Origin of the sequence: Pseudoalteromonas sp. P80D2 (genome assembly GCF_036680945.1) — a bacterium.
Taxonomy (GTDB): Bacteria; Pseudomonadota; Gammaproteobacteria; order Enterobacterales; family Alteromonadaceae; genus Pseudoalteromonas; species Pseudoalteromonas shioyasakiensis.
This window is the reverse complement of the sequence record NZ_JAZDAR010000046.1, coordinates 25465-48253: the sequence shown is the minus strand read 5'-3', so window position 1 is coordinate 48253 and position 22789 is coordinate 25465. Positions and strand designations below refer to the sequence as shown.

Genomic DNA, 22789 nt, shown 5'->3' with positions numbered 1-22789 from the left:
AACGAGATGCGAGTTGTAGGAGGCGTTTTAACGCCGAAAAAAGTCTATGCTGTTAGCACCTAGCACCTAGCACCTAGCACCTAGCACCTAACACCTAGCACCTAGCACCTAACACCTAGCACCTAGCACCTAGCACCTAGCTAAATTCCTACGCGATATAAAATCGCTGCTACAATCTTGCTAACTTGCTAACTCGCAACTCGCAACTCGCAACTCGCAACTCGCAACTCAATCCTAAGTCAAACGTAGGGCGATGAATTCGGCGAGTTTGTCTACGGCGGTGCCGGGGTCGTCGGTACGTTTAATTAAACTAATACCGATTTGACCAAGCTCGGGGAGGTCCTTGGTTTGTATTTGGTAATTAAGCTCATTCGGTACGGTGCTTTTTGCAAGCACCGTAATGCCTAAGCCTTCTTTTAATGCCGCAGTTAGGCCAGTTAAGTCGGCATTACTGTAAGCAATGCGGTATTTAATACCCGCACTTTGTAGTGCTTCGATTGCGCGGCGGCGATAAATACATCCCTCGGGGGCGGTTACAAGCGTTACCACATCGTTCTGTGCAAGGTTTAAATCACCCACCCATACTAGTTGGTCTTGCATAAAGATAGGGAACTTAGCTGATTCTAGCTCTTCGTTTAATGCCAGCACTAAATCGAATTGATCTTGGCGCGAGACCGACAACAAATGTTTACTCAATCGAGAGCGCACTTCGAGCGATACGTCAGGGTATAGGGCCACGAAGTCACCAATGATCGACGGTAAAATACGTGCAGCAAATTCACTGGGGATCCCCAAGCGCACTTTACCGGTCACGTTTTCGCTGGTGAACTGCTGCAAAATGGCATCGTTTTGTTGCAGCATTTGCTTAGCTAATGGCATAAGCAATTCGCCATATTGATTAAGCACTTGGCGCTGGCCTTGCTTTTTAAAAAGCTTATGGCCCAGCATGTCTTCTAGGCGCTTTATTTGTAAGCTCACAGCCGGTTGCGATAGCCCCAATAATTCACCAGCTTTGGCAAATCCGCCAACTTCAACAACAGTGACTAAAGTACGTAAACTATCGGTAGAAATGTTTTTCATTAAAAAATTCTATTTATAGGGCTATGTATATAAGCATTATTTATCAATTGATAAATAATTACAATTTGTTGTTGCCAGCACGGCGCAATATACTTCAAGCATTAACGATTGATAGGTGTCACATATGACTTTTACGCCAATAATGTTTGCTCGCCACAGCCAAGCTGAGACCCCAGCAGACAACGTGCTACAAGCAAATAGCGATACTGCCATTATGGATTTTAGTGGCACTGAAGCAATCCCATTTTTAACGGCTATTTTAGGTCTTGATATTAATAAGCTAACCGCCAGTGGTTTAGGCTTACGTAGTTCATTAGACGATGACCTAACAAGCAGCTACGCTTATGCCCTGTATTACTTTAACGAAACTGCATTTCGTTTTGTATTAGGTAAAGATGCCAGCGTGCAATTACAGTCGCTTATTAATGAGCAACAACTACGTTACGACATTGATTATGTAATGCGTGACGATTTAAGCGCACTAACCCTAAGTGGTGAGCAAGCGTTTGATGCCTTGGTCGACAGCTTTAAGCTAACGCCGGGGCTGCGTTTATCAGACATGCGCAGTTGTTATGGTGCACAAAGTGGTGAGGTATTTATTACCGCCATAGATAACCAAGCAACACAGCAATTTCAGCTGGTGGCGCGCCAAGCAGAGCTTGATAAATGGCAAACGCACTTACAGCAGCTCGGCTTTGATTTAGCCTTAGCCAACGTTGCTTAAAAGATAAAATTTTTAAAACAGCTACGCACTTGGGTGTTTAGCTGTTTTTTAGTTACAAAATCGCAATTTGGGTGTGACAACTGTGCAACTAATGTATAATCGCCGCCCATGTTATTCCCCCTCATTAAATTGAGGCCACGCCCCACAACTTGTGGGTTAATTTAAAAGTGAAGGAATATTATGACTTCTAAAACAGTTTTACATGCTAAGCACCTTGAAGCTGGCGCAAAAATGGTTGATTTCCACGGCTGGGAAATGCCAATCAACTACGGCTCACAAATCGAAGAGCATAATGCGGTTCGCACAGATGCAGGTATGTTTGACGTATCTCACATGACTATTGTCGATATTCAAGGCGAGCAAGCACAAGCGTTCTTACGTAAGCTAGTTGCAAACGACGTTGCTAAGTTAACTGTACCGGGTAAAGCACTTTACACAGGTATGCTTAACGAAGAAGGCGGCGTAATCGACGACCTAATCATCTACTTCTTCTCAGAAACGAACTACCGTTTAGTAGTTAACTCAGCAACACGTGAAAAAGATTTAGCGCATTTAGCTAAAGTTTCAGCTGATTTCGCCGTAACGGTTACTGAGCGTCCTGAGTTTGCAATGATTGCCGTTCAAGGCCCTAATGCACGTGCTAAAACAGCAACAGTACTTAACGCAGAGCAACAAGCTGCTGTTGAAGGTATGAAGCCTTTCTTTGGTGTGCAAGCAGGTGATTTATTTATTGCGACAACAGGCTATACTGGCGAAGATGGTTATGAAATCGTAGTGCCTAACGATCAAGCTGCTGATTTATGGCAACAACTTCTAGACGCAGGCGTAGCGCCAGCGGGTCTAGGTGCACGTGATACGTTACGTCTTGAAGCGGGTATGAACCTTTACGGCCTAGATATGGACGAAAGTGTTTCTCCACTTGCTGCAAACATGGCGTGGACAATCGCATGGGAGCCAGAAGATCGTAAGTTTATCGGTCGTGAAGTATTAGAACAGCAACGCGCTGATAAGTGCACAGACAAACTAGTTGGTTTAGTGCTTGAAGAAAAAGGCGTATTGCGTAGCGGTTTAAAAGTCATCGTTGAAGGTGGTGAAGGGGTGATTACCTCTGGTACATTCTCACCAACCCTTGGTCACAGTGTTGCGCTAGCACGCGTTCCGCGTTCAACTGGCGAAACAGCCCAAGTAGAGATGCGTAAAAAACTGGTTAACGTTAAGGTTGTTAAACCTTGCTTTGTACGTAACGGCAAATCAGTTATCTAAACTATAAAAAATTTGGTGTTATCACCCAATATAAACCAAAGGAACAAAAAGATGAGCAATATCCCAAGCGAATTAAAATATGCTACTTCACACGAGTGGGTTCGCGACGAAGGTGACGGTACGTTTACTGTAGGTATCACTGAGCACGCACAAGAACTTCTTGGCGACATGGTATTTGTTGAATTACCAGAAGTTGGTGATGAAGTTGACGCGGGTGAAGACTGCGCAGTAGCTGAGTCTGTAAAAGCAGCATCAGACATCTACGCACCAATCGGCGGTGAAATCGTTGCAATCAACGAAGAGCTTGAAGATTCGCCTGAAACAGTAAATAACGACCCGTACACTGACGGTTGGTTATTCCGTATCAAAGCATCTGACACATCAGAGCTTGATAACCTGTTAGACGCTGAAGGCTACGCTAACACAATCGACGAAGACTAATTAATTAGTCACGCCGACTAAAAAGCCCCAGAGATACCCAAACCACTTGAATATACAAAATTCAGTGGGAATTTAAATTGCTTTTGGCAAGGCGACTGATTGAAGATCTAGTGGGCTAAATCGAAATCAGTTAACGCAGAATAAAGCAATTTAAAACCCACCGTTCCGGGGCGTGTGAGCAATATCACTTCATCGTTATATTGATTTAAAAGGGAATGCCATTCCTGCATCAATATGCCTTGAATTGAAAATGCTCACATCGCCCTGAATAAAGTATTATCAAGCGGTTTGGGTATCCAGTTGGGGCTTTTATGATTTTATAGCTTACTTTTCCATACGCTGTAAGTTACTGAATCAACCTGTTTTTAAGTTATTGCCAGTTACCCATTGGCAGTAACCACTTTTTTTTGGATCATAGGAATCTGGACAAATGTCAAACGCCAAATCTCTTGAACAATTAGAGCAAAAGCAAGATTTTATTCGCCGTCACATTGGGCCAAGCCCAGCGCAAGTAAGCGACATGCTGAGCGCTCTTGGAGTATCGAGTGTTGAAGAGCTGATCGGTCAAACGGTACCTGCAAGCATTCGCTTAGAGCAAGGTTTATCAATTGGCGAAAGCCGCACTGAAGTTGAAACACTAAGCTACTTAAAATCAGTAGCAAGCAAAAATAAAGTGTTCAAATCATACATCGGTCAAGGCTACCACCCAACTCACGTACCACACGTAATTTTACGTAACGTACTTGAGAACCCAGGCTGGTACACTGCGTATACACCATACCAACCAGAGATTGCACAAGGTCGTTTAGAATCATTATTAAACTTCCAGACTATGACCCTAGACCTAACTGGTCTTGATTTAGCAAGCGCGTCATTACTTGACGAGTCAACGGCTGCTGCAGAAGCAATGGGCCTTGCAAAGCGTGTTGCTAAAGCTAAAAAAGCAAACATCTTCTTCATTGCCGATGACGTACACACACAAACTATCGACGTTGTTGCTACACGTGCAGACCAGTTTGGTTTTGAAGTAGTAGTTGGTCCTGCAAGCGAAGCGGCTAATCATGAGATTTTTGGTGCATTATTCCAATACCCATCAACAACCGGTGAAATCACTGACGTAACTGACCTAATCGCACAAGTACAAGACAAAAAAGCGATTGCCTGTGTTGCTGCAGACATCATGAGCTTATTAATGCTTAAAGCACCAGGTAAACTAGGTGCAGACGTAGTACTTGGTTCAGCACAGCGTTTTGGTGTACCTATGGGTTACGGTGGTCCACACGCTGCATTCTTCGCAACACGCGACAAGTACAAGCGTTCACTACCTGGTCGTATTATCGGTGTTTCTAAAGACCGTTTAGGTAACGACGCACTACGTATGGCAATGCAAACACGTGAACAACACATTCGTCGTGAAAAAGCCAACTCAAACATCTGTACAGCGCAAGTATTACTAGCGAACATGGCAGCGTTCTACGCGGTTTACCATGGTCCACAAGGCCTTAAAACTATCGCTGAGCGTATCCACCGTTTTGCAGACATCTTAGCAGCAGGCTTAAAAGAGAAAGGTGTAAACCTTAAGCACGACACATGGTTCGATACACTGACTGTTGTTGCAGATAACAAAGACGAAATCGTTGCACGTGCAGTAGAGCACGGTGTTAACTTTGCGTCTAACCGCGCAGGTGAATATTCAATTTCTGTATCAGAAACAACAACCCGTGCAGACGTAGCTGAGCTATTCGACATCATTTTAGGTGAAGATCACGGCCTAAGCGTTGATGCACTTGCAAACGAAATCGAAGTAAATGGCAGCAACTCAATTCCTGCAAGCCTAGTACGCGATGACGAAATTTTAACGCACCCTAACTTCAACTCGTACCACAGCGAGACTGAAATGTTGCGTTACATCAAGCGCCTAGAGAACAAAGACTTAGCGCTTAACCACTCAATGATCTCATTAGGTTCATGTACAATGAAACTTAATGCGACAGCTGAGATGATCCCAATCACTTGGCCTGAGTTTGCAAACTTACACCCATTCTGCCCACTTGATCAGGCTGCGGGTTACCAAATCATGATGACAGAGTTACATGATTGGTTAGTAAACATCACAGGTTACGATGCTGTTTCACTACAACCTAACTCAGGTGCACAAGGTGAATACGCAGGCTTAATCGCGATTCGTAAATACCACGAGTCACGCGGTGAAGGTCACCGTAACGTATGTTTGATCCCAAGTTCAGCGCACGGTACAAACCCAGCGTCTGCACAAATGGCAAGCATGAAAATCGTGGTTGTTGACTGTGATAAAAACGGTAACGTTGATATGGCAGACCTTAAAGCGAAAGCCGAAGAGGTATCTGAAAACCTATCTTGTATCATGATCACTTACCCATCTACACACGGTGTTTACGAAGAAACAATTCGTGAAATCTGTGACATCGTGCACCAGCACGGCGGTCAAGTGTACATGGATGGCGCAAACATGAACGCGCAAGTAGGTGTTACAAGCCCAGGTTCAATTGGTTCTGACGTATCGCACCTTAACCTACACAAAACATTCTGTATTCCACACGGTGGTGGTGGTCCAGGTGTTGGCCCAATCGGTGTTAAATCTCACCTAGCGCCATTTATGCCTAACCACAGCGTAATTAATGTTGCTGGCACAAACATCGGTAACGGTGCGGTTTCTGCTGCCCCTTACGGCTCAGCAGCTATTTTACCAATCTCGTGGGCATACATTGCCATGATGGGCTCTGAAGGCTTAAAACAAGCAACAGAAATGGCTATCGTGAACGCTAACTACTTATCTGAGAAGCTAAGTGAACACTACCCAATTTTATACCGTGGCCGTAACAACCGCGTTGCGCACGAGTGTATTGTTGACCTACGCCCAATCAAAGAGCAAACAGGCGTAACAGAAATGGACGTAGCTAAACGTCTACAAGACTACGGCTTCCATTCACCAACTATGTCATTCCCAGTAGCTGGCACGCTAATGATTGAGCCAACTGAGTCTGAGTCTAAAGTTGAGATCGACCGTTTCATCGAAGCAATGGTGTCAATCAAGTCAGAAATCGACCGTATCGCATCTGGCGAATGGTCAATTGAAAACAACCCGCTAGTGTTTGCACCGCACACACAAGCAGACGTACTAGGCAATGAATGGGATCGTGCATACGACCGTTTCTACGCAGCATTCCCAGTACCAAGCGTAGCAAAAGACAAATTCTGGCCTACAGTAACCCGTATCGATGACGTATACGGCGACCGTAACCTAGTTTGTTCATGCCCAGCGGTAGAGACATACCGTGACTAAGGTTTGATTAATGTCGATGCTTAATTAAGTTTGTGAACGTTTTAATAAAGTTTGTGACTTAGAATTAAGTTTGTGACACATCGAGAATTGAAAAGGTGAGCTGAGTGCTCACCTTTTTTTATTTTGACTGATACAAAGTTGACCTTTACGCTAATGTAAGTTAGTTCGAGTTCACGGCAAAGGTAAGAAAGAGCGTTTGGTGCCAATTAGTTTGCGAGGATGTGAGTGGTTAGCATTCTACATTGGCAAGATCAGACCAATGTTTGCATTCATCGGATCTGGAAAGGCGCTGTTTTTGGCTAACAATGGCAAACGCTATGTGCCGAGTAAGCTGTCTGATATGGCATCACAGTACGTGAAACTAGCGGGGTTTGATCGTAGTGGCGCGTGTCACCTTTACCGACACAACACTGCGACAACAATGTTAGACAATGGCGCTGACCTACGCCACATCCAAGAAATGCTAGGCCATGCCAGCATACTCACCACACAGTTATACACTCATGTAAGCCGTAAGAAGTTATCTGAAGTTTATGAAGCAACTCATCCTTCTGCTGAGGGTGGTAGTGGGTTGTTTTGATGAGAAAATTAGTATCTTAATTTGGTATAATTAGTTAAATTTAAAATAAATGAATTGATGAAAAGTAATCAAGGATGGTGAATTTTGCAAACTATACAATTAGAACATTTTCAAAGAGCTGCTGAAGAGATTGGTAAGCACGGAGATAATGATACTTTGCCATTTAATATTGATAATCGATTCATTGCTGAAAAGCCTACACAGTTAGCAAAAATCGCGTTTGAATATTTTGAAAGGTTAAATAAAAGCGGTAAAAAGAATGCCGCTAATCAATTAAATTCACTTCAAATTTTTAATGAAAGGCTATTGACGCCTACGGGGGCATATGGATTCAGGACATCCACAAAAATACACCCTTTTTGGAATATTTATTTAAATGGTTTGGCGATAGCAATTGCAGATGCTAATGAGCCTTATCGAAATTCTAGGGCACATTCATATAGATATTCTAAAGATACAGTTGAGTTTTTCGACAGAAGTAAATCTTGGAGAGCCTATAAAGAAGCTACTCTAAACGAACCACTATTAGATTCGCCTAACACTGTTGTAATTCAAACTGACATTTCTAGTTTTTACGAACATATATATCACCACAGGGTTGAAAATTGTGTCGATGATCTCTTCGGAGAAAATGATACTGTCGGTACTCAAATTGATCGAATTTTGAATCAACTAAGTTCTGGTCGCTCCTTCGGTCTTCCTGTTGGTGGGCAATGTGCAAGGGTTCTTGCGGAGCTATTGATGACATCAATAGATTCATTGCTTAGCCAAAATGGGATCATTTGGCATCGGTATGTTGACGACTTTACTTTGGTTGCGGATAGTCAAGCCAAAGCCTATGAGGCTCTCTCGATTCTTTCCAATGTTTTAGCTGACTATGGACTGTCATTAAATAGAAGTAAAACAACGTTACTTAGTGCTAAGCACTATAAAGATTTTGTAACTGCACAGTTATTTGCAAGTGATGATCAAGCAAGTAAGTTGAAAGAGATCGATTTGTATTTTGATCCTTATACAGATGATCCTCGTCAGGATTATGAAGACTTACAACAAACTGTAAAAGAGATTGATCTTCAAACGTTGTTAGCGGCTGAAACCAGTAAAAGCCAACCGGATGCGTATTTAGTGTCACAAATCAGTAGAACTTTAAAACTGCAAACACCGATGACAGCGCTTCAATTATGTAGAACTCTGCTGTCCGTGCAAAATTTAAATGCGTTTAGGGCATCGTGGCCTACTATCATGAGAGGTGTTATTTCACTTAGAAGTGATTCCAATTTCTCTTCCATACACGCTACTTTAGATGTTTGTTTAGATGAAGTTATTTCACATTCAAAACACCTTCTTTTACCTGAGTCTAACTGTTTACATTTTCTAAGGGCAATAAGGTTTAAAAAGACGGAAACTAGAAGCGTTTTCGTGGCTAGTGATGTTTTTAATAAAACTAAATTTGAGACGGTCAAAAGAGCTTGTATTGATTGTTGGAGACATTGGAATGATCGGCCTTCATTCATTTCAGTGAGAAATGCATGGTCCACCCAAGGAGTAGAGGTTCAAAGAATGCTGTGGCTAGCATCGTATAAATTTGGTGATGACGGACTTCATTTTAGGAACCAAGTTAATAACGCTACAGACAATTATTGGGCGCTTGGTGTTGAGAGTAAAGCGGGAACTTCCTTTGGGAAATTATTCAAACAATGGGCCGAAAAATGCGATTCTTAAGACTCCCCATGCGAGACCCTAGAACTGTCGCCAGAGATATTCCGGGGGTTTGCGACATATTATTTCCCCGGTTGTTGCCGGGGCTGGTTGCGTTATTAAATCGAAAGTCACAATCGTTTGGTGGAGTTAATCCAATAAGGTCTCAAGATATGCTTTGCATAAATACAAACGCGGCAATGTTATTTGAAGTTGCTTTTGCGAAAGCCGAACAGACACTTTCCCAATCCCCAGAAAATATTGAAAATTGCATTCAACTTGCCATAGAAAGACAATCGAAATATTTTGACGCAAGTACACCTTCTCAGCTAACAGAAATAGAATTATCCATTATTCGCAAGACATCAGACAACTTGGTTAAAAGCTTAAATATGTTATCTGATGGCTGCAATATTGTAACTTCTCCAAAAATATGTGGTTTTGAATGGATATCCAATGGAGTTGGCGATTTTTCGGTTGGTAGTACATTAATTGAAGTAAAATGTACGTCAAAGGGATTCTCTTCTAATGACTACAGGCAATTATTAATTTACTGGTTGCTCAGTTATGCATCGGCAATTGAAAAAAACACTATTGAATGGAAGCGCGGAGTTTTATTGAACCCAAGGTTAAATCACTTTGTTGAGTTTGATTTCGATGAGCTAATTCACCTAGTTACAGGTGGTGCTTCTAAAGTAGAGGTGTTAGAGCTATTTAGGTCGGTTGTATCCGAATATTCTTCAAAGCTATCTATTGACTCATTTGGCAATTATTGAGGCATGAAATCACACATGCCCGTGTTGTCTGATTTATTTTATGTTATTAAGTACTTAATTATTATGTGAACATTAAAGTAAGCCGTAAAAAAATATTACAAGGACGGATGAGTATGAAAAAAAAGGATAAGAGAAGTGAGCTTTTAAATTTTTTTCGTGAAAAAGAGAAAAATAAAACACACTTCACGTATGCTGAAGCTGCCGCTGAAACTGGATACAAATCAGACTCCATTAGCAAATTTGTTAGTGAGAACCTCAAGGGAAAGTACATATTTCAAAACAAAAGGCCCTATTGGTACAGCCAAGGGTTACTTTCCTTAAGTGACGATGATTTCTTCAGAATAACTTCTCAAAGCACACAAGCTAAGGTTCTTAGTGATGATGAAAAGCTATACCAAAAACTAATCAAAAGAAGCCTAAACGCCTTTACAGTTGCTTTGGAGGTTTATAACCGACCAAGCTTAGAAAATAGAGTTGAAGCCTTTGCTATTATGATGACTAATGCTTGGGAACTTTTACTTAAAGCGCAAATACTAAAGGCACAAGGGTTTGATTCACTATTTGAAGAAAATGGAAGAAGCATCCCTGTTGGACAAGCAATTGACTTTCGATATCCAAGTAAAAGCGCAGATAAGGATAATTTAAATCAACTAGTTTCATTAAGAAACGATGCAGTTCATTTACTTTTACCAGAAATTCAGCCGCAATTGTCTAGGCTATTTCAAACATCAGTTTTATTGTATCAAGAAGAGTTTGCTCATCAAGAGGGGTATGCTCCTCTTTCTGATCAAAGTGTAGGCATGTTGAGTTTAGTGATTGATGGTCCAGAACCAGATATGGCTATTTTAAAAGATGAATACGGTAAAAGAACTACAGATGAAGTAATAAAGTTTTTGAAGAAATTCACCAAACTTGAGCAAGAGCATAACTCTAATCGCTTCGCAATTAACATTGAATATAAGCTTGCCTTGACTAAAAAGCCGGGAGATGGTGACTTAACTTTTGGTGCTGGCCCTGATGGGACTCATACTGTTTTTGTAGATCGACCCAAAAACCTTAAATTAACACACCCCTTTTATGAGAAAGCTGCAATTCAAAGAATAAATGCTGCGCAATCGACTCATTGTATTACTAGTTATTCGTTTAGAGCGGTGGTGAAAAAACATAAAGTTAAGAGTAAACCGACTTTTTTCGATCATACAGATAGACCTAGATATTCAGAGTTATTTATTGATTGGTTTTTGATGAACTTAGCTCATCCCAATTGGCTAGAAAAATCATTGCCATCGAAAAGAGTGAAAAACTAATGATTACATTATTTTTGGGGGCAGGGTTTTCTAAATGGGCATTTGATCTACCACTGGTCAACCAACTGTTTGATTTTGATATTGAACCAACAAATGAAACGGAAAATAGAAAACTAGAATTATTGCAAAGTGACTGGAGCAAATGGAAAAACGAAAATCTCACTGCTACGGAAGAGCAATTTATCTATTGGTGTTTGCACAAGTCATCACACAGGCGTAGCCGAATTATTTGGTATGTGAATAGGCGTTTAACAGAACCATTCATGACTAGAATCCAAGGTTCGTATACCTCGGCTATGTTCGATGAGCGAGTTGTTAGAGAAAATGAACAAATAATTAAGATTAAGGGTTTTATAAATTCTATAGCTAGCTTTGGATTAAGAGGAATACTAACTTGTAATTACGATACTTTAGTCGAGTGTGCTTTAGGAACTAAAGGCTTTAATTATGGAGTTAAAGGAGAGCAACTATTTGGTAGAGGCTTAAATCCTCAATTTCCTTGGCAAAATGCACATGTAAATGTAACAGGTAATATACCTTTTGCTAAACTGCACGGCTCACTTTCTTGGGATTCAGATATCAAGTATACAAGTGGCAAACCCGGTAGAGCTGGCAAGGCTCTTATTGTTCCACCTGCACCAGAGAAAACACCACCACCAGAGCTAGCAAATGTATGGGCCTTAGGAGACCAAATATTATCAAATAGTAAAAGAATTATACTATTTGGTTTCGCATTTAATGCTTATGATTATGCACTTCTAAATTTTTTGAAAGAAAGTGGTGAAAATATAACTCAGGTACTGTTGATCGATCCGTATCCAAATGAAGATGCTGCTAAGAAACTTTGGCCTAAAGCAACCGTTAATACTTTAAACCCATTGAAGGACTTCAATATAGAAGATTATCTATAAGAAGCCAGTCTATGTACTAAATTGAAGTATGTAGGATCGTAGTTCGTACTAATTTATATGCAGGCACGATACTATGATCCTTTATAATGAATCTATTACTAGAACTCATTGATCTTCGAGGGCGGAATACCTCAATTTTCAAACATTACTGTTTTAATGAATTATTCCGTTGGATGCAGCAGAATTTAATTGAGCGATCTGTGTTGGGCTGTAGCCCATTCGCAGCAACTCAAAATCACGAAAATCAATCGTTGCATCTGTTCCCGCACCCTGAAGCACATAGACGCTGCCGCTGTGTGTTTCAACAATACCTCTTTTTAAGTCACACTTTTCGATCCGAGAGGTGGTGACATAATCATGTTGAGCAAACCTACAAGTTTGGTCATCTAGTACAAAGCCATATAAAACTTTACCCACGAACGTATTATCGTCATTTTTATCATAGCGGTCATACACGGAAACAATAATCCAATCGTAAACGGTCGTTGTCGCCATAATAAGCTCGCTCTAGTGTTGGTTTTCGTAAATCCTAGCTCAGTATTTTTTAAAGATATAGGCAAAAGCATGGACGTAATATGGATTATTTGCATTTAGATAATTTCATATCTTTGCTCTGCTTTTTAATTTCAAACACGAATCGAAAAAAATCATAAAAATTTTTCTGAGTGGGTTTCTAGCTTATTTTGTTTTGAGTTGCCTGTAATAAATAATTTATATAAAAATATATTTAAATTAAATCCTATTAAAACAATAAGTTAGTTAGTTGTAAAATAATAAATACTAAAATAAATATATAATTTAGCATTTATTAATTATGTTAAAAAACAATGGGTTATGTAATTTGTGTTCTTGATTTTTGTGTTTGTGTGTTCTATTTGTTTTAAGTGATTAAAAGCGTAAGGTGAAATCATGAATACACTCAAACTAAGCGAACATTCTTTTTCTAGTCTTAAGCAATTATGCCGAAGCGTTATCACTCATTCTCAACTTAACGTAAAAATGTTACCTCAGTGCTTAGATACTGACATGATCTCGAAAGACACTCTGTTTGATAAAATGCAAAGTGTTATCACCTTAAACCAAATCGATAGCATTTTGGTGCCATACAATTCCGTTTCAAGAGTATTAACAACTCCGCTATATGGGATTTTGAAAGATTTAAACTTAACCATTCTCTATGAAGAAAAAACTGAGGATGGAAACACCTACATCACTACTTTAGACCGCCATATTCCGGAGGATTTTAATGAAATAACTATTGCTGGACGCATCTATCAGGTAAGACATGGGTTCAGTAATCGCTGGGTGAAGTAAATGCAACAGCGAATTATCACCGAAGAGATAGTTAAAAGTATCGACAAGTGGAACGCTGAGTTGGAAAAGCGTAGGCACCACCATCCTTGGGTAACCGTTAAAGATGTTAACAAGGTTGGTCGTCGTCACTTGCACAGATGCCCGAAGCAAAAACGTGAGATACACCTGTTAAGTGATGGTGAAAAGCGAGCTTATAAAGTTTTAGTTTGGCGACCAGATACCTTGTTAGTCAAAGAGCAAGTCCCGTTGGATCTTAACGAAACACTAGATATTGCGAATGAGCTTGGATTTTTGCATTCGGGAGATTACAAAACTAAAGCTGCACACGTTATGTCCACTGATTTTTATACTGAGCATGTTATTTTTGATAGCGGAGAACTAGTAAAACGGGCATACAATTTTAAGTATTGGAATCAGCTTTGGACAATTGATGAAAACGGTAGGCTGAAAAAAAAGCATTACCGAGTATGGCAGAAAATTGAAATTGAGAAGATTTATTGGAAGCGTAGAGGAATAAAACTCTTTCTCATATCAGAGCGAGAAGCAACGAAGTTGATATGTTGGAACCTTGATTGGTTTGCTACTGAAGCTAATGCCATTGTATCTGACAGCGAAAAACTAGAGTTTAGCCAAGCCTTTTATGACTCTTGGTATGAAAATAAATTTCTTAACTGTGTAGACCACATTATTAATGCTGGAAACCAACTTTCGTTAGACTTTAAACGCAGTCAAACCGTGTTTAAGCAAGCTGCACTTCACCGCATACTAAAGCTAGATTTAACTCAGCGTATTTTCCTGCGTGAGCCTTTGAAGGTACTGCCATGATCCATGTGAACATGCATATCTTCAATAAACCTTTAAATGTCTCGTTGCGAGTTTGCGCAATCAATACAAGAGACTCACTTGCTGCTGTTGCAGATATGACATGGGCTAAAGAAAGTGCTAATGCGAGAAAGCCTAAAATTTACAAATTTGACGACCTTTATAAGCTTGCAGAACAAAATGGTTATGAAGTTGAAGACTATAAATTACCTGTGGAAATGGGGTACTCAGAAGACAGACTAATAAGAGAAAAAAAGCAACATTGGATAAAGAAACGAGATGCCCGATTTGAAGTCGTTGAGTCTTTAGTTAGCACGACAAATATAGAGCTATATCTGTTTGGTGATGGTATCGGCATTCAAATACGTGAGTTGATCAACTCAACAGGTCCATATAAAACTGCTGGGGCTTACTACAATATCATCAATCGTTATATTGTATGGGGCTGTAATAAAAATGCCTTACTCCCTGTGGGGTTAAAGAACGTTGGTAGTAACTATTTTTGGCCTGAAGAACACGGTCCTGAAAATGTTAAACGAGGTTGCGGAAAATCAGACAATTCAAAAACAGATTCAAAATCACGTGGAGTTACAAAGCAAGACAAACGTAATTTTTTAACCACTATAAAATTACTAAAAAAAGGGAAGATCAAACTAACACCCGCCAATTTTGATATTGGTTACCGAAAATACTTTGAAAAAATCACCGAGTATATTGAAACACCTTATGGAACTCGTAAACACGTATCAACGGTAGACGAAGAAGATCAACTTTCTGAATCTCAACTTAGTTACCACTTCAACTTATCACTTTCGATGAAAGACAAGCTTAAGAATTGGCACGGTCATGTCACATACGAAAAAGACTATGCTGATAGACAGGGGATTTCACGAGACGGAGTAATCGGCCCGTCATTTCGATATGAAATAGATGCAACCGTTTTAGATATCTACGTTCGTTACCCCTACGATACTACGGGGCGTTTCTCTATGGGGCGGCCTGTCCTATATCTTGTTATTGATGTCTACTCAACTGTCGTGGTGGGAATGTACATTGGCTTTCACGGCCCTGATTGGACCGGAGCAAGCGAAGCAATGATCAATGCCTTTTCAAATAAAGTTGAGTTTGCTGCACGATACAGTATTGAACTGAAGGACGAAGATTGGCCATGTCATCATATTTGTTATGAGCTAACCGTTGACAATGGAGTTGAGTATTCTTTAGGTCATATGTCGGGCGTCTTAAAAAGTAGCGTTGCAGCTATTGAAACCGTTAATTATGTTGCTGTTTTCAGAGGCGACTGTAAAGGGATTGTAGAACGTAAGTTTGGCGTAATTGCCAATGAAGTTGTTAAGCATGAACCCGGAAACCTAAAGGATTTCAAGCGCGAAGATATACACCCAAGCAATGAGTCCCTATGGGATATCAAATCTTTATATGCCGCCATTATCTTAGAAATCAAATATCACAACAATAATGCTGACAGACTTCACTTGCATGACTTTCGCATGGCATCTGAGCTTCATGGGTTCACTCCGCTAGATATTTGGAAGTCCAATATTGATGAAGAAATGAATGGTGGTCGTCCAACTGTTCCAGAACGAATGTCTGATTATATTTGGCCGTTTATGGCTGAGATAGTAGTCACTGTTCGAGGAGATGGTGTTTATTATAAGCGCGAAGCATACCACTCAGACTATGCTAAACAAGCGAATTGGTACACCAAAGCCAAACTTGAAGGCGCATTCCCAGCAACGTTTAGACGAACATTAGCGTCTGCATCATTCATTATCTATCAAACTACAGATGGGGAATATGTTCTTTTTTTCTTAAAGTCTTCTACTAATAAACCCCACCGCTTTAGCAACCAACCTTGGGAGGTGGTCGAGCATCGTAAGAGTCAAGAAAAGTCAATAAGGAACCGTCTTAAAGTAATGCAACGTCTTGAGAAACTAAAAAAAGACTCCGAAGTTGATGATTTAAGAGACTTAAATCTTAAGCAAATTGAAGAAGCACTGAAAACAACGACTAAGGCTCCACAGAAAGGTGTAAAGGAGCGCAGGGCGGAACAAGGTGAGATAGACAAATTAAATATTGCAATCCAGATAGCCGAGCAATTCAGTGGTGGTATTACTGAGTTTATTGCAAATGACAGTATGGACGAGGATGATTATGAGTTTTGAGAAATTTGCACCTAAAAGGGTGGATGCTAATTATCTGACACATGACGATAAAACCCTAAACAATAACCCCCTAACAGAAGCATTGCGAGTTATTGAAGATGAAAGCGAGATATTAAAACAGCTTACCTATATACCTGAAATGCAGCCTAACTTTTGGCAATTGAATAACATCTACAAGAAAACACAATTGAGTCAATTGCTTGAAATATTTGTACCTCACTCAACTTTAACTCCCTTTTTATATTATGAATTTATTGAACAAATACTATGCAACTACAAGCACAGAAATCCTTTTTCAGCTAACCAAAATAGATTAACAATGACTATTGCAGAGAAAGTGAAAGAGGAAGATTATTTGCCTGTTTTATCAAATATTCCCGGTATTACAACTGCTCAGTCTAGTCTTATTTCAGGGGCTTCTGGCGTAGGAAAAACATTAACTATTCGCAATATATTATCGTTGATCCCACAGGTCATTGACCATACAGAGTATCAAGGTAAGCCATTCAAGAAGCCCCAAATAGTTTGGTTGAGCTTTGATTGCCCGGCAACAGCGTCACCAAAGGCGTTAGCGCTTTCTTTTTTTAGAGCTTTAGATGCTGCGTTGGGCGAGCCTAAATATGCTCCCAAATATCAAAATAGAGATCGCATTGGCGTTGAACATCTTTATGGCGTAATGCAACAACTTGCAACGAAATACCATATCGGTCTTATTCATTTCGATGAGCTTCAGTTTTTCTTAAAATTTATTAAATCGTCGAATTCTCCTAACTTACAGATTATTGAAAGTTTGTTTAATAAATTGGGAATCCCAGTATTTTTGAGTTGTACCCCAGAGGGGACTGTGCTTTTTGATCCGATTGAGGATGAGCCAAATGAAATGCCAAAAATACAAACGCTTAGAAGAATGATTAGTGAGCGAGAGGATCACTTTTCCCCATATAGGATGGGAAGCAAGGAATTCGATAAACTCTTTGAGGCATTTTATCAAACAAGTATATGTATAAATGGCATAAAGCCTAGTGACGAGTTTAAAGCGTATTTTCATTACTTAACTGGTGGTTTGCAATCGATAATCACGCGTCTTGCGCGGCTCCACATAAAGAAAATGATAATTCGTGCAGCCAATGACAAGCATAATGTTGAACGCATAGATGATAGAGCCGTATTGGATGATATATTCAAAAGACAGTTTCATCGCTGGGGACCAGCATTAAAGCACTTACGCAAAAACAATCTAGTTGCATTTGAAAACTCAATACCCACGAAAGCCAATGGGCGACCAGATTACAATGATGATCAAGAACATCCCTCAAGCCAAGCTAATGAAGTTTCGGATAAAAAGCCTGTACGTGCCCCATCAATAAAAGGTACTGAGCAAAGTATAGATATTGATGAAGATGATGACATAAACATTGGGGGAGATCTTTTAAATGACTAATGAAATGTTATCCTTTTTCCCTCTCCCTGCACCCGGAGAACATATATTTAGTATTCTTGCTCGATATCATTATATGATTTTATCCTCACAGGATATGCAATTAACGATTCGAAATGTTTTTGGTGGCAGCAGGCAGATCAATCTAAAAGCAGCATGGAGACCAGAATTTGACAAGCTATGGTCATTTTATGGAGGCATTCTTGATCGTAAAGAGCTATTAACGTGGCACACCCCATACTATTTTGACGCTAAATTTTTATTTACAGAACAATGTAATAACATCGAAAATAGAAAACTAGACCAAGCTTTAAGTTTTAACGGCACTACAAACATAACGCATTCTAAATATTGGCGCTGGTGTGAAATGTGTGTCGAAGACGATTATGACACACAAGGATTTCGGTACTGGCATACACAGCATCAAATTCCGTCTATGTTGATGTGTGCCAAACATAATTTACCTTTATCGGGATTGTGCGCTCATTGTGGCTATTTCACTGCCAGTCTAGTCAAAATCCAACTGTCACCAAAAGGTAATGCCTGCCCCCGCTGTAGTATGAGAATCGAACCATCTCGTACTTCATTAAGCGATGAACAACATTGGCTCGAATGTTTTTCAAAAAAACTACTGGATTCAAAACGGTTAGGCTGTCGTGCAACTGTTGCCTCTATTCTTCGCTATGCATTAAATTGCCCAATGACTGAAAGTAGTCTTACAAAGGTTGATAGAACTCAGCTTAGACAAGCGCAGGACTATTTAAATCATTGGGTAGATAAAGGTGCGTACAAACCATATTTTTGCCTTGTGGATCATCAAGGTGGGAGACCGCCAAATCCATACTCGTTAAATCTCATTCACTTGATGTATCGAGACGGAAATTACCATCCTATTTGCTATTTCGCTGCGTTGACAGCTTTCTGTAGTAAAGAGGAAATATCACAGGCTTTGCTATGACTGCCTTTGCATGGGAGCAGATTTTCCCTGACGAAACATTATGCAGTTTCTTGTCACGACAAGTTATGGCGTCAGGGTGTCCTTCATGCCGAGTAGCGCAGCAATCTTTGTGGGGGAATCATAACTTACAGTTAAACACTAATTTTCCTAGTTTAATACCGTGGATTTCTGACAACTTTGGCATACACCCAGTTGAGCTATTAGACAACCATACATGTCTAAACTACTTCAAGCCATATCTAGGTCAAAGCAAATACGAGCTGGTAAAACAGGCATTGCTAACTGGTGATGTTGAGTTCGTACAAAAGTGGTTGGGAATAACATCAAACCGGGTGAAAGAGAGTGGGAGCCTGTACTATTGCCCTGAGTGTGTGAATGACGATTTGGAGCAATATGGTGTGGCATATTGGCATCGAACACATCAACTACATGGATTGATAACCTGCCCAGCACATGCTCAACAGTTGCTGGAAGTAAAGGTCACGCGAAGAGAAGTGGCGTTACCACCTCAACGCCACAATGAGATAGGTCACCAAGACGGGTTGCTTCACAATCATTTTTCAAGTTTTAGCCTTTGGGCGCTTCTACAAACAGACATTGATATGTTTGATTATGAACAGCTCACAAACTGTTATCGCATTGAGCTTTTTAATAAAGAGTTTGCTTGCAAAAGCCTTAGGATTAGGCAGAAGTGTTTAAGGGAAGATTTGCAGGGGTATTATGCCGCAGAATTGAACCATGCTGCATGGCAAGCGTTATTCTCAACCAATAAAACATACCCTTATCCATGCCAGCTTTTTTATAACTACCATGATTGCCATTTTCACCCAGCAAAACATCTGGCTTTGATGGCGTATCTATTTTCTACACCTGAGTCATTTCTATCAAAGTATCACAGCGCCAACAAAGATTTAGAGTCACACTTTAACTCCAATGCTTCAATTCGAGATCACAAAAACGATACCTTAAAAAGTAAGTTGATTTTGAGCTTGTTTAGCCAAGGTAAAAGCCTTCGTAATATTGCCAAGCAAGTAAAACTTAGTGTGACAGCGGTAAAATCAAAGGTTGTTGCTGGTGGAGGAAAGGTGAAAAGCCGCGCATCTAAAATTTTTGAAAATGACCGGAGAGCAATATTGCGCAAACTGATGATGGGCACCCCAACAAAGGATATTGCAAAAGGACTTAACTTAAGTACAGGCGCTATTGAACAAGTGTTAACTCAACACCCAGAACTTGTTGAACAGCGTAAGCACTTTCGTTTTAGAGCAAAGCTAGTACATCACCGTAAATCGTTGTCCCTAGCAATGAAGAAGTTTCCTAGATACACCCGCAATCAACTCAAGAACAAATTTAACGCCAGTTACATGTGGCTTTTTAAGCATGACAAAAACTGGCTGTATCGACATCTACCAACCCGCAAGCAATACAAAAAACCGGAGAAATAAAATGACTGATGAAAAAAGCGAATTTAATGTTAAAGGCATTCCTAAAGAGTTAACCATTGAGAATGGTCCTAGCTTTCCCTTTTTAAGAGGAGATTACAAAAGTAAAGAAGAGCGAGTGGCAGTGCGAGAGAAAATGAAGCAAATGCAAGTACCTCACGAAGCTAGATTAAAGGAATGAAGTAAATTGGTAGTTGATTGGAAAGCAGATATATAAGTGGTAATCTGTTTTCTCTATTAAAACGATAATAATAAAGGGATTTGCATGGAATTACTCATATTTATCGCTGTTTGTTATGTTCTATACAAAGTATTTGGCAGTACAAAGCCAAAACCTAAACATGAAGTTAAAGTAACCAATAGAAACCCAAAAGTAGTTCATACCAGTAATTCTAATCGCCATTTTGATGATGAAGAAGGCGAAGATGAACTAGTTACTTTCACGATTTCTTACGGTCATGAAGAAGAAAAGAGTAAAAATAGAACCCCCGGAAAATGGATTTCCGGCAATGAATCTATCAATCTTAACGGGGTTCAGTTACGCGGCAACTTTTACTATGGCGGTACATTAAAAGCTCTTGATAATGAGCGAAGCTATTTTAGCAATCAGGAAACTGAAGCATCACTAATAGATGACTCTCTTAAAATTACTCCAGCAGATTTCTCTTATACAGATCAAAGTTTGGCTTATTGGCCTAAATTTATTTCCTTATCACCGAAAGCAAGAGGGGCTTACTTAAATTGGTTAGCTAGTGATAGAAATCACCCCGATGCTCCTATTGGTTATGTTTTTATTTATTTTTATGGTATTGAACGTCGAGTCATTCACGATGCAAATAGTAAGCAGGTTTTAGATAGCGAATATTTAGGACTGTTTGAAGAAGTGAGTCGTTTGAAAGAGGTTTACGGAGAGAGTCGATCATTTTTCAATTATGCAACACGTTTAATTGAGTTCATGTGTCTACAACGCCCTGATGTTTGCAAGATTGATGCTGAAAGTTTTTCCTTCGCAAATGATTCACTATTGTTTAAATTTGAATTATCTAAAGTTGTGGCATCAGGACAAGCAATTTCCCCACAACTGGCCTTGTCTTGGATTAAATTTTATCCAGAATATAGGTTTAGAACTCCTGCGAGAAGATGCGCAAAAGAATTTGCAGCTCTATTTAAAACTAGATATGCGGAAAAATATGGAAACGGCTTTGTTGTCAAGCCCAACAAAACAAAGCTAAATATCAGTTATTGGCCTGCCAGTAGCACGTTAAGTAGTGTGCAAATTAATCAAGACGACCTCCCCGATCCAAGCATGTTGAAAGGCCCAACCAATAAATTGATAGCCATCGCAGATGTGTGTACAGAAGAACTAGAACAATACAGCCGTTATCTTGGGAAAAAGGATACATCAAGCAATGACATAGCAGCTTTACTTTTATTGCCAGAACAATTAATTAGTAGCAGTTCTTCGTCAGCATTAGCTAGTTTTAAAACTTGGGCAAACGATGCAATTCAGCATAATTCTGGCTTGGTATCCTTGAGTGACTTCTGGAAGATGACAGGTGAAAGTCTTCCTGAAAAGTTGAACAAAAAAGAAATGGAATTAATCCAAAACCTTGCCAGTAAATCAGGATTTGGCTTTGCTCCTGATCCTCGTTATCACCACGCTAAACCCACACTAGATGGAAATTTGGTTTTATTTAGTGAAGGACATGGAGACTACTTTGAGCCATCCAAGTCTTTTAACGAAGTAGCGATGGCTCTTAGACTAGGAGCTATGGTAGCGACAATCGATTCTCATGTGGATGAACATGAATTAACAGTGCTGCACCGCCTCATAGAACACGATCCAAAACTTTCGCCAACTGAGAAAAAATCACTCAAAGCCTATGTTACTTGGCGACTAAATACTCCAGCGAATATGAACGGATTGAAAGCTAGACTGGAGAAGTTGGATGAAAAAGCTAAATCTTTAGTCAGCCATATTTTGGTTACTGTCGCTTTGGCAGATGGAAAAATTGATCCTACCGAGATAAAACAACTGGAAAAACTCTACGCTGCATTGGGTCTAGATAAATCACTTGTTACGAGTGATATTCATAATATTTCGTCAAGAAAATCTCTAGTTTCAACTCAAAAAGAATCAACACAAAGCCACGTTGAATCTTTTGCTCTTGATGAAGAGCTACTTGCTTTACATGAATCTGAAACTAGTGATGTACAAAGTATGTTAAGTGCAATATTTGTCGAGGATGCCCCTTTAGTTGAAGAGAATAGTGTCGTAGAACCTGTTCAAGCTCAATCTAAAACAGGACTTGATAATAAGCATGAAAATCTCTACCAAGAACTTGCAACAAAAGATGTATGGGCTAGAAATGATGTTATTGAGTTATGTCGTAAGCTTGAGCTTATGCTTGATGGGGCTATAGAGACGATAAATGATTGGTCATATGAGGCAGTTGAAGCCCCTGTATTAGATGATGACGATGACATATATGTAGACTTAGAAATAGTCGAAGAATTAAAGGGATAATAA

The 22789-nt window shown here is 39.8% G+C and carries 18 protein-coding genes and 1 pseudogene; 17 read left to right on the top strand and 2 right to left on the bottom strand.

Annotation, left to right across the window (positions count from 1 at the left end; genetic code table 11):
• Positions 1-234: 234 nt before the first annotated feature.
• Entirely contained in the window at positions 235-1080 is an 846-nt protein-coding gene (locus VRK28_RS11825) for a LysR family transcriptional regulator (protein WP_054551321.1), read from the bottom strand.
• Positions 1081-1204: 124 nt separating this feature from the next.
• Between VRK28_RS11825 and VRK28_RS11820 the strand changes: the two genes are divergently transcribed.
• The 9 genes and pseudogenes from VRK28_RS11820 to VRK28_RS11780 all read left to right on the top strand — a co-directional run bounded on the left by VRK28_RS11820 (position 1205) and on the right by VRK28_RS11780 (position 12102).
• On the top strand, positions 1205-1804 hold the full coding sequence (locus VRK28_RS11820; RefSeq protein WP_054560756.1) for a hypothetical protein: 600 nt from the start codon (positions 1205-1207) through the stop codon (positions 1802-1804).
• 180 nt (positions 1805-1984) lie between these two features.
• The gene (gene gcvT, locus VRK28_RS11815) at positions 1985-3067 is read left to right on the top strand and encodes a glycine cleavage system aminomethyltransferase GcvT (protein WP_062564960.1); all 1083 of its coding nucleotides are present in this window, start codon (positions 1985-1987) and stop codon (positions 3065-3067) included.
• Positions 3068-3118: 51 nt separating this feature from the next.
• The gene (gene gcvH, locus VRK28_RS11810; RefSeq protein ID WP_054551324.1) at positions 3119-3508 is read left to right on the top strand and encodes a glycine cleavage system protein GcvH; all 390 of its coding nucleotides are present in this window, start codon (positions 3119-3121) and stop codon (positions 3506-3508) included.
• A 430-nt stretch (positions 3509-3938) separates the two neighbouring features.
• The gene (gene gcvP, locus VRK28_RS11805; protein ID WP_062564961.1) at positions 3939-6830 is read left to right on the top strand and encodes an aminomethyl-transferring glycine dehydrogenase; all 2892 of its coding nucleotides are present in this window, start codon (positions 3939-3941) and stop codon (positions 6828-6830) included.
• A 172-nt stretch (positions 6831-7002) separates the two neighbouring features.
• Positions 7003-7410 (top strand): annotated as a pseudogene (locus tag VRK28_RS11800) (tyrosine-type recombinase/integrase); the annotation flags it as partial.
• Between the two features lie 84 nt (positions 7411-7494).
• Positions 7495-9132: an RNA-directed DNA polymerase gene (locus VRK28_RS11795; protein ID WP_332393997.1), complete on the top strand. Its 1638-nt coding sequence runs from the start codon at positions 7495-7497 to the stop codon at positions 9130-9132.
• 8 nt (positions 9133-9140) lie between these two features.
• The gene (locus tag VRK28_RS11790) at positions 9141-9884 is read left to right on the top strand and encodes a hypothetical protein (RefSeq protein ID WP_332393996.1); all 744 of its coding nucleotides are present in this window, start codon (positions 9141-9143) and stop codon (positions 9882-9884) included.
• Between the two features lie 113 nt (positions 9885-9997).
• On the top strand, positions 9998-11191 hold the full coding sequence (locus tag VRK28_RS11785) for a DUF3644 domain-containing protein (protein ID WP_332393995.1): 1194 nt from the start codon (positions 9998-10000) through the stop codon (positions 11189-11191).
• On the top strand, positions 11191-12102 hold the full coding sequence (locus VRK28_RS11780; RefSeq protein WP_332393994.1) for a hypothetical protein: 912 nt from the start codon (positions 11191-11193) through the stop codon (positions 12100-12102). Before VRK28_RS11785 ends, VRK28_RS11780 begins: the two co-directional genes overlap by 1 nt.
• 153 nt (positions 12103-12255) lie before the next feature.
• On the opposite strand, the gene VRK28_RS11775 is transcribed toward VRK28_RS11780, so the two are convergent.
• On the bottom strand, positions 12256-12597 hold the full coding sequence (locus VRK28_RS11775) for a hypothetical protein (protein ID WP_332393993.1): 342 nt from the start codon (positions 12595-12597) through the stop codon (positions 12256-12258).
• 414 nt (positions 12598-13011) lie between these two features.
• Here VRK28_RS11775 and VRK28_RS11770 point away from each other — a divergent pair, with 414 nt between their 5' ends.
• The 8 genes from VRK28_RS11770 to VRK28_RS11735 all read left to right on the top strand — a co-directional run bounded on the left by VRK28_RS11770 (position 13012) and on the right by VRK28_RS11735 (position 22786).
• Positions 13012-13416: a hypothetical protein gene (locus VRK28_RS11770; protein WP_332393992.1), complete on the top strand. Its 405-nt coding sequence runs from the start codon at positions 13012-13014 to the stop codon at positions 13414-13416.
• Positions 13417-14241, top strand: a complete 825-nt coding sequence (locus tag VRK28_RS11765; protein WP_332393991.1) for a TnsA endonuclease N-terminal domain-containing protein — start codon at positions 13417-13419, stop codon at positions 14239-14241. It begins immediately after the preceding gene.
• Positions 14238-16421, top strand: coding sequence for a hypothetical protein (locus VRK28_RS11760; RefSeq protein WP_332393990.1), 2184 nt, complete (start codon positions 14238-14240; stop codon positions 16419-16421). The genes VRK28_RS11765 and VRK28_RS11760 overlap by 4 nt, the downstream gene beginning before the upstream one ends.
• Positions 16411-17862, top strand: coding sequence for an ATP-binding protein (locus VRK28_RS11755; protein WP_251604174.1), 1452 nt, complete (start codon positions 16411-16413; stop codon positions 17860-17862). The genes VRK28_RS11760 and VRK28_RS11755 overlap by 11 nt, the downstream gene beginning before the upstream one ends.
• Positions 17855-18817 (top strand): TniQ family protein, encoded by a 963-nt coding sequence (locus VRK28_RS11750; protein ID WP_332393989.1) that lies wholly within the window; start codon positions 17855-17857, stop codon positions 18815-18817. The genes VRK28_RS11755 and VRK28_RS11750 overlap by 8 nt, the downstream gene beginning before the upstream one ends.
• Positions 18814-20262, top strand: coding sequence for a TnsD family Tn7-like transposition protein (locus VRK28_RS11745; protein WP_290442236.1), 1449 nt, complete (start codon positions 18814-18816; stop codon positions 20260-20262). Before VRK28_RS11750 ends, VRK28_RS11745 begins: the two co-directional genes overlap by 4 nt.
• Position 20263: 1 nt before the next feature.
• Complete coding sequence (locus VRK28_RS11740) at positions 20264-20440, top strand: hypothetical protein (protein WP_332393988.1); 177 nt, start codon at positions 20264-20266, stop codon at positions 20438-20440.
• A gap of 84 nt (positions 20441-20524) precedes the next feature.
• Complete coding sequence (locus VRK28_RS11735) at positions 20525-22786, top strand: tellurite resistance TerB family protein (RefSeq protein ID WP_332393987.1); 2262 nt, start codon at positions 20525-20527, stop codon at positions 22784-22786.
• Positions 22787-22789: the final 3 nt, after the last annotated feature.

Excerpts from the sequence above, each read along its gene's own strand:
- VRK28_RS11825 (WP_054551321.1), bottom strand. The coding sequence starts at position 1,080 with ATGAAAAACATTTCTACCGATAGTTTACGTACTTTAGTCACTGTTGTT.
- VRK28_RS11820 (WP_054560756.1), top strand. The coding sequence starts at position 1,205 with ATGACTTTTACGCCAATAATGTTTGCTCGCCACAGCCAAGCTGAGACC.
- gcvT (WP_062564960.1), top strand. The coding sequence starts at position 1,985 with ATGACTTCTAAAACAGTTTTACATGCTAAGCACCTTGAAGCTGGCGCA.
- gcvH (WP_054551324.1), top strand. The coding sequence starts at position 3,119 with ATGAGCAATATCCCAAGCGAATTAAAATATGCTACTTCACACGAGTGG.
- gcvP (WP_062564961.1), top strand. The coding sequence starts at position 3,939 with ATGTCAAACGCCAAATCTCTTGAACAATTAGAGCAAAAGCAAGATTTT.
- VRK28_RS11790 (WP_332393996.1), top strand. The coding sequence starts at position 9,141 with ATGCGAGACCCTAGAACTGTCGCCAGAGATATTCCGGGGGTTTGCGAC.
- VRK28_RS11785 (WP_332393995.1), top strand. The coding sequence starts at position 9,998 with ATGAAAAAAAAGGATAAGAGAAGTGAGCTTTTAAATTTTTTTCGTGAA.
- VRK28_RS11780 (WP_332393994.1), top strand. The coding sequence starts at position 11,191 with ATGATTACATTATTTTTGGGGGCAGGGTTTTCTAAATGGGCATTTGAT.
- VRK28_RS11775 (WP_332393993.1), bottom strand. The coding sequence starts at position 12,597 with ATGGCGACAACGACCGTTTACGATTGGATTATTGTTTCCGTGTATGAC.
- VRK28_RS11770 (WP_332393992.1), top strand. The coding sequence starts at position 13,012 with ATGAATACACTCAAACTAAGCGAACATTCTTTTTCTAGTCTTAAGCAA.
- VRK28_RS11765 (WP_332393991.1), top strand. The coding sequence starts at position 13,417 with ATGCAACAGCGAATTATCACCGAAGAGATAGTTAAAAGTATCGACAAG.
- VRK28_RS11760 (WP_332393990.1), top strand. The coding sequence starts at position 14,238 with ATGATCCATGTGAACATGCATATCTTCAATAAACCTTTAAATGTCTCG.
- VRK28_RS11755 (WP_251604174.1), top strand. The coding sequence starts at position 16,411 with ATGAGTTTTGAGAAATTTGCACCTAAAAGGGTGGATGCTAATTATCTG.
- VRK28_RS11750 (WP_332393989.1), top strand. The coding sequence starts at position 17,855 with ATGACTAATGAAATGTTATCCTTTTTCCCTCTCCCTGCACCCGGAGAA.
- VRK28_RS11745 (WP_290442236.1), top strand. The coding sequence starts at position 18,814 with ATGACTGCCTTTGCATGGGAGCAGATTTTCCCTGACGAAACATTATGC.
- VRK28_RS11740 (WP_332393988.1), top strand. The coding sequence starts at position 20,264 with ATGACTGATGAAAAAAGCGAATTTAATGTTAAAGGCATTCCTAAAGAG.
- VRK28_RS11735 (WP_332393987.1), top strand. The coding sequence starts at position 20,525 with ATGGAATTACTCATATTTATCGCTGTTTGTTATGTTCTATACAAAGTA.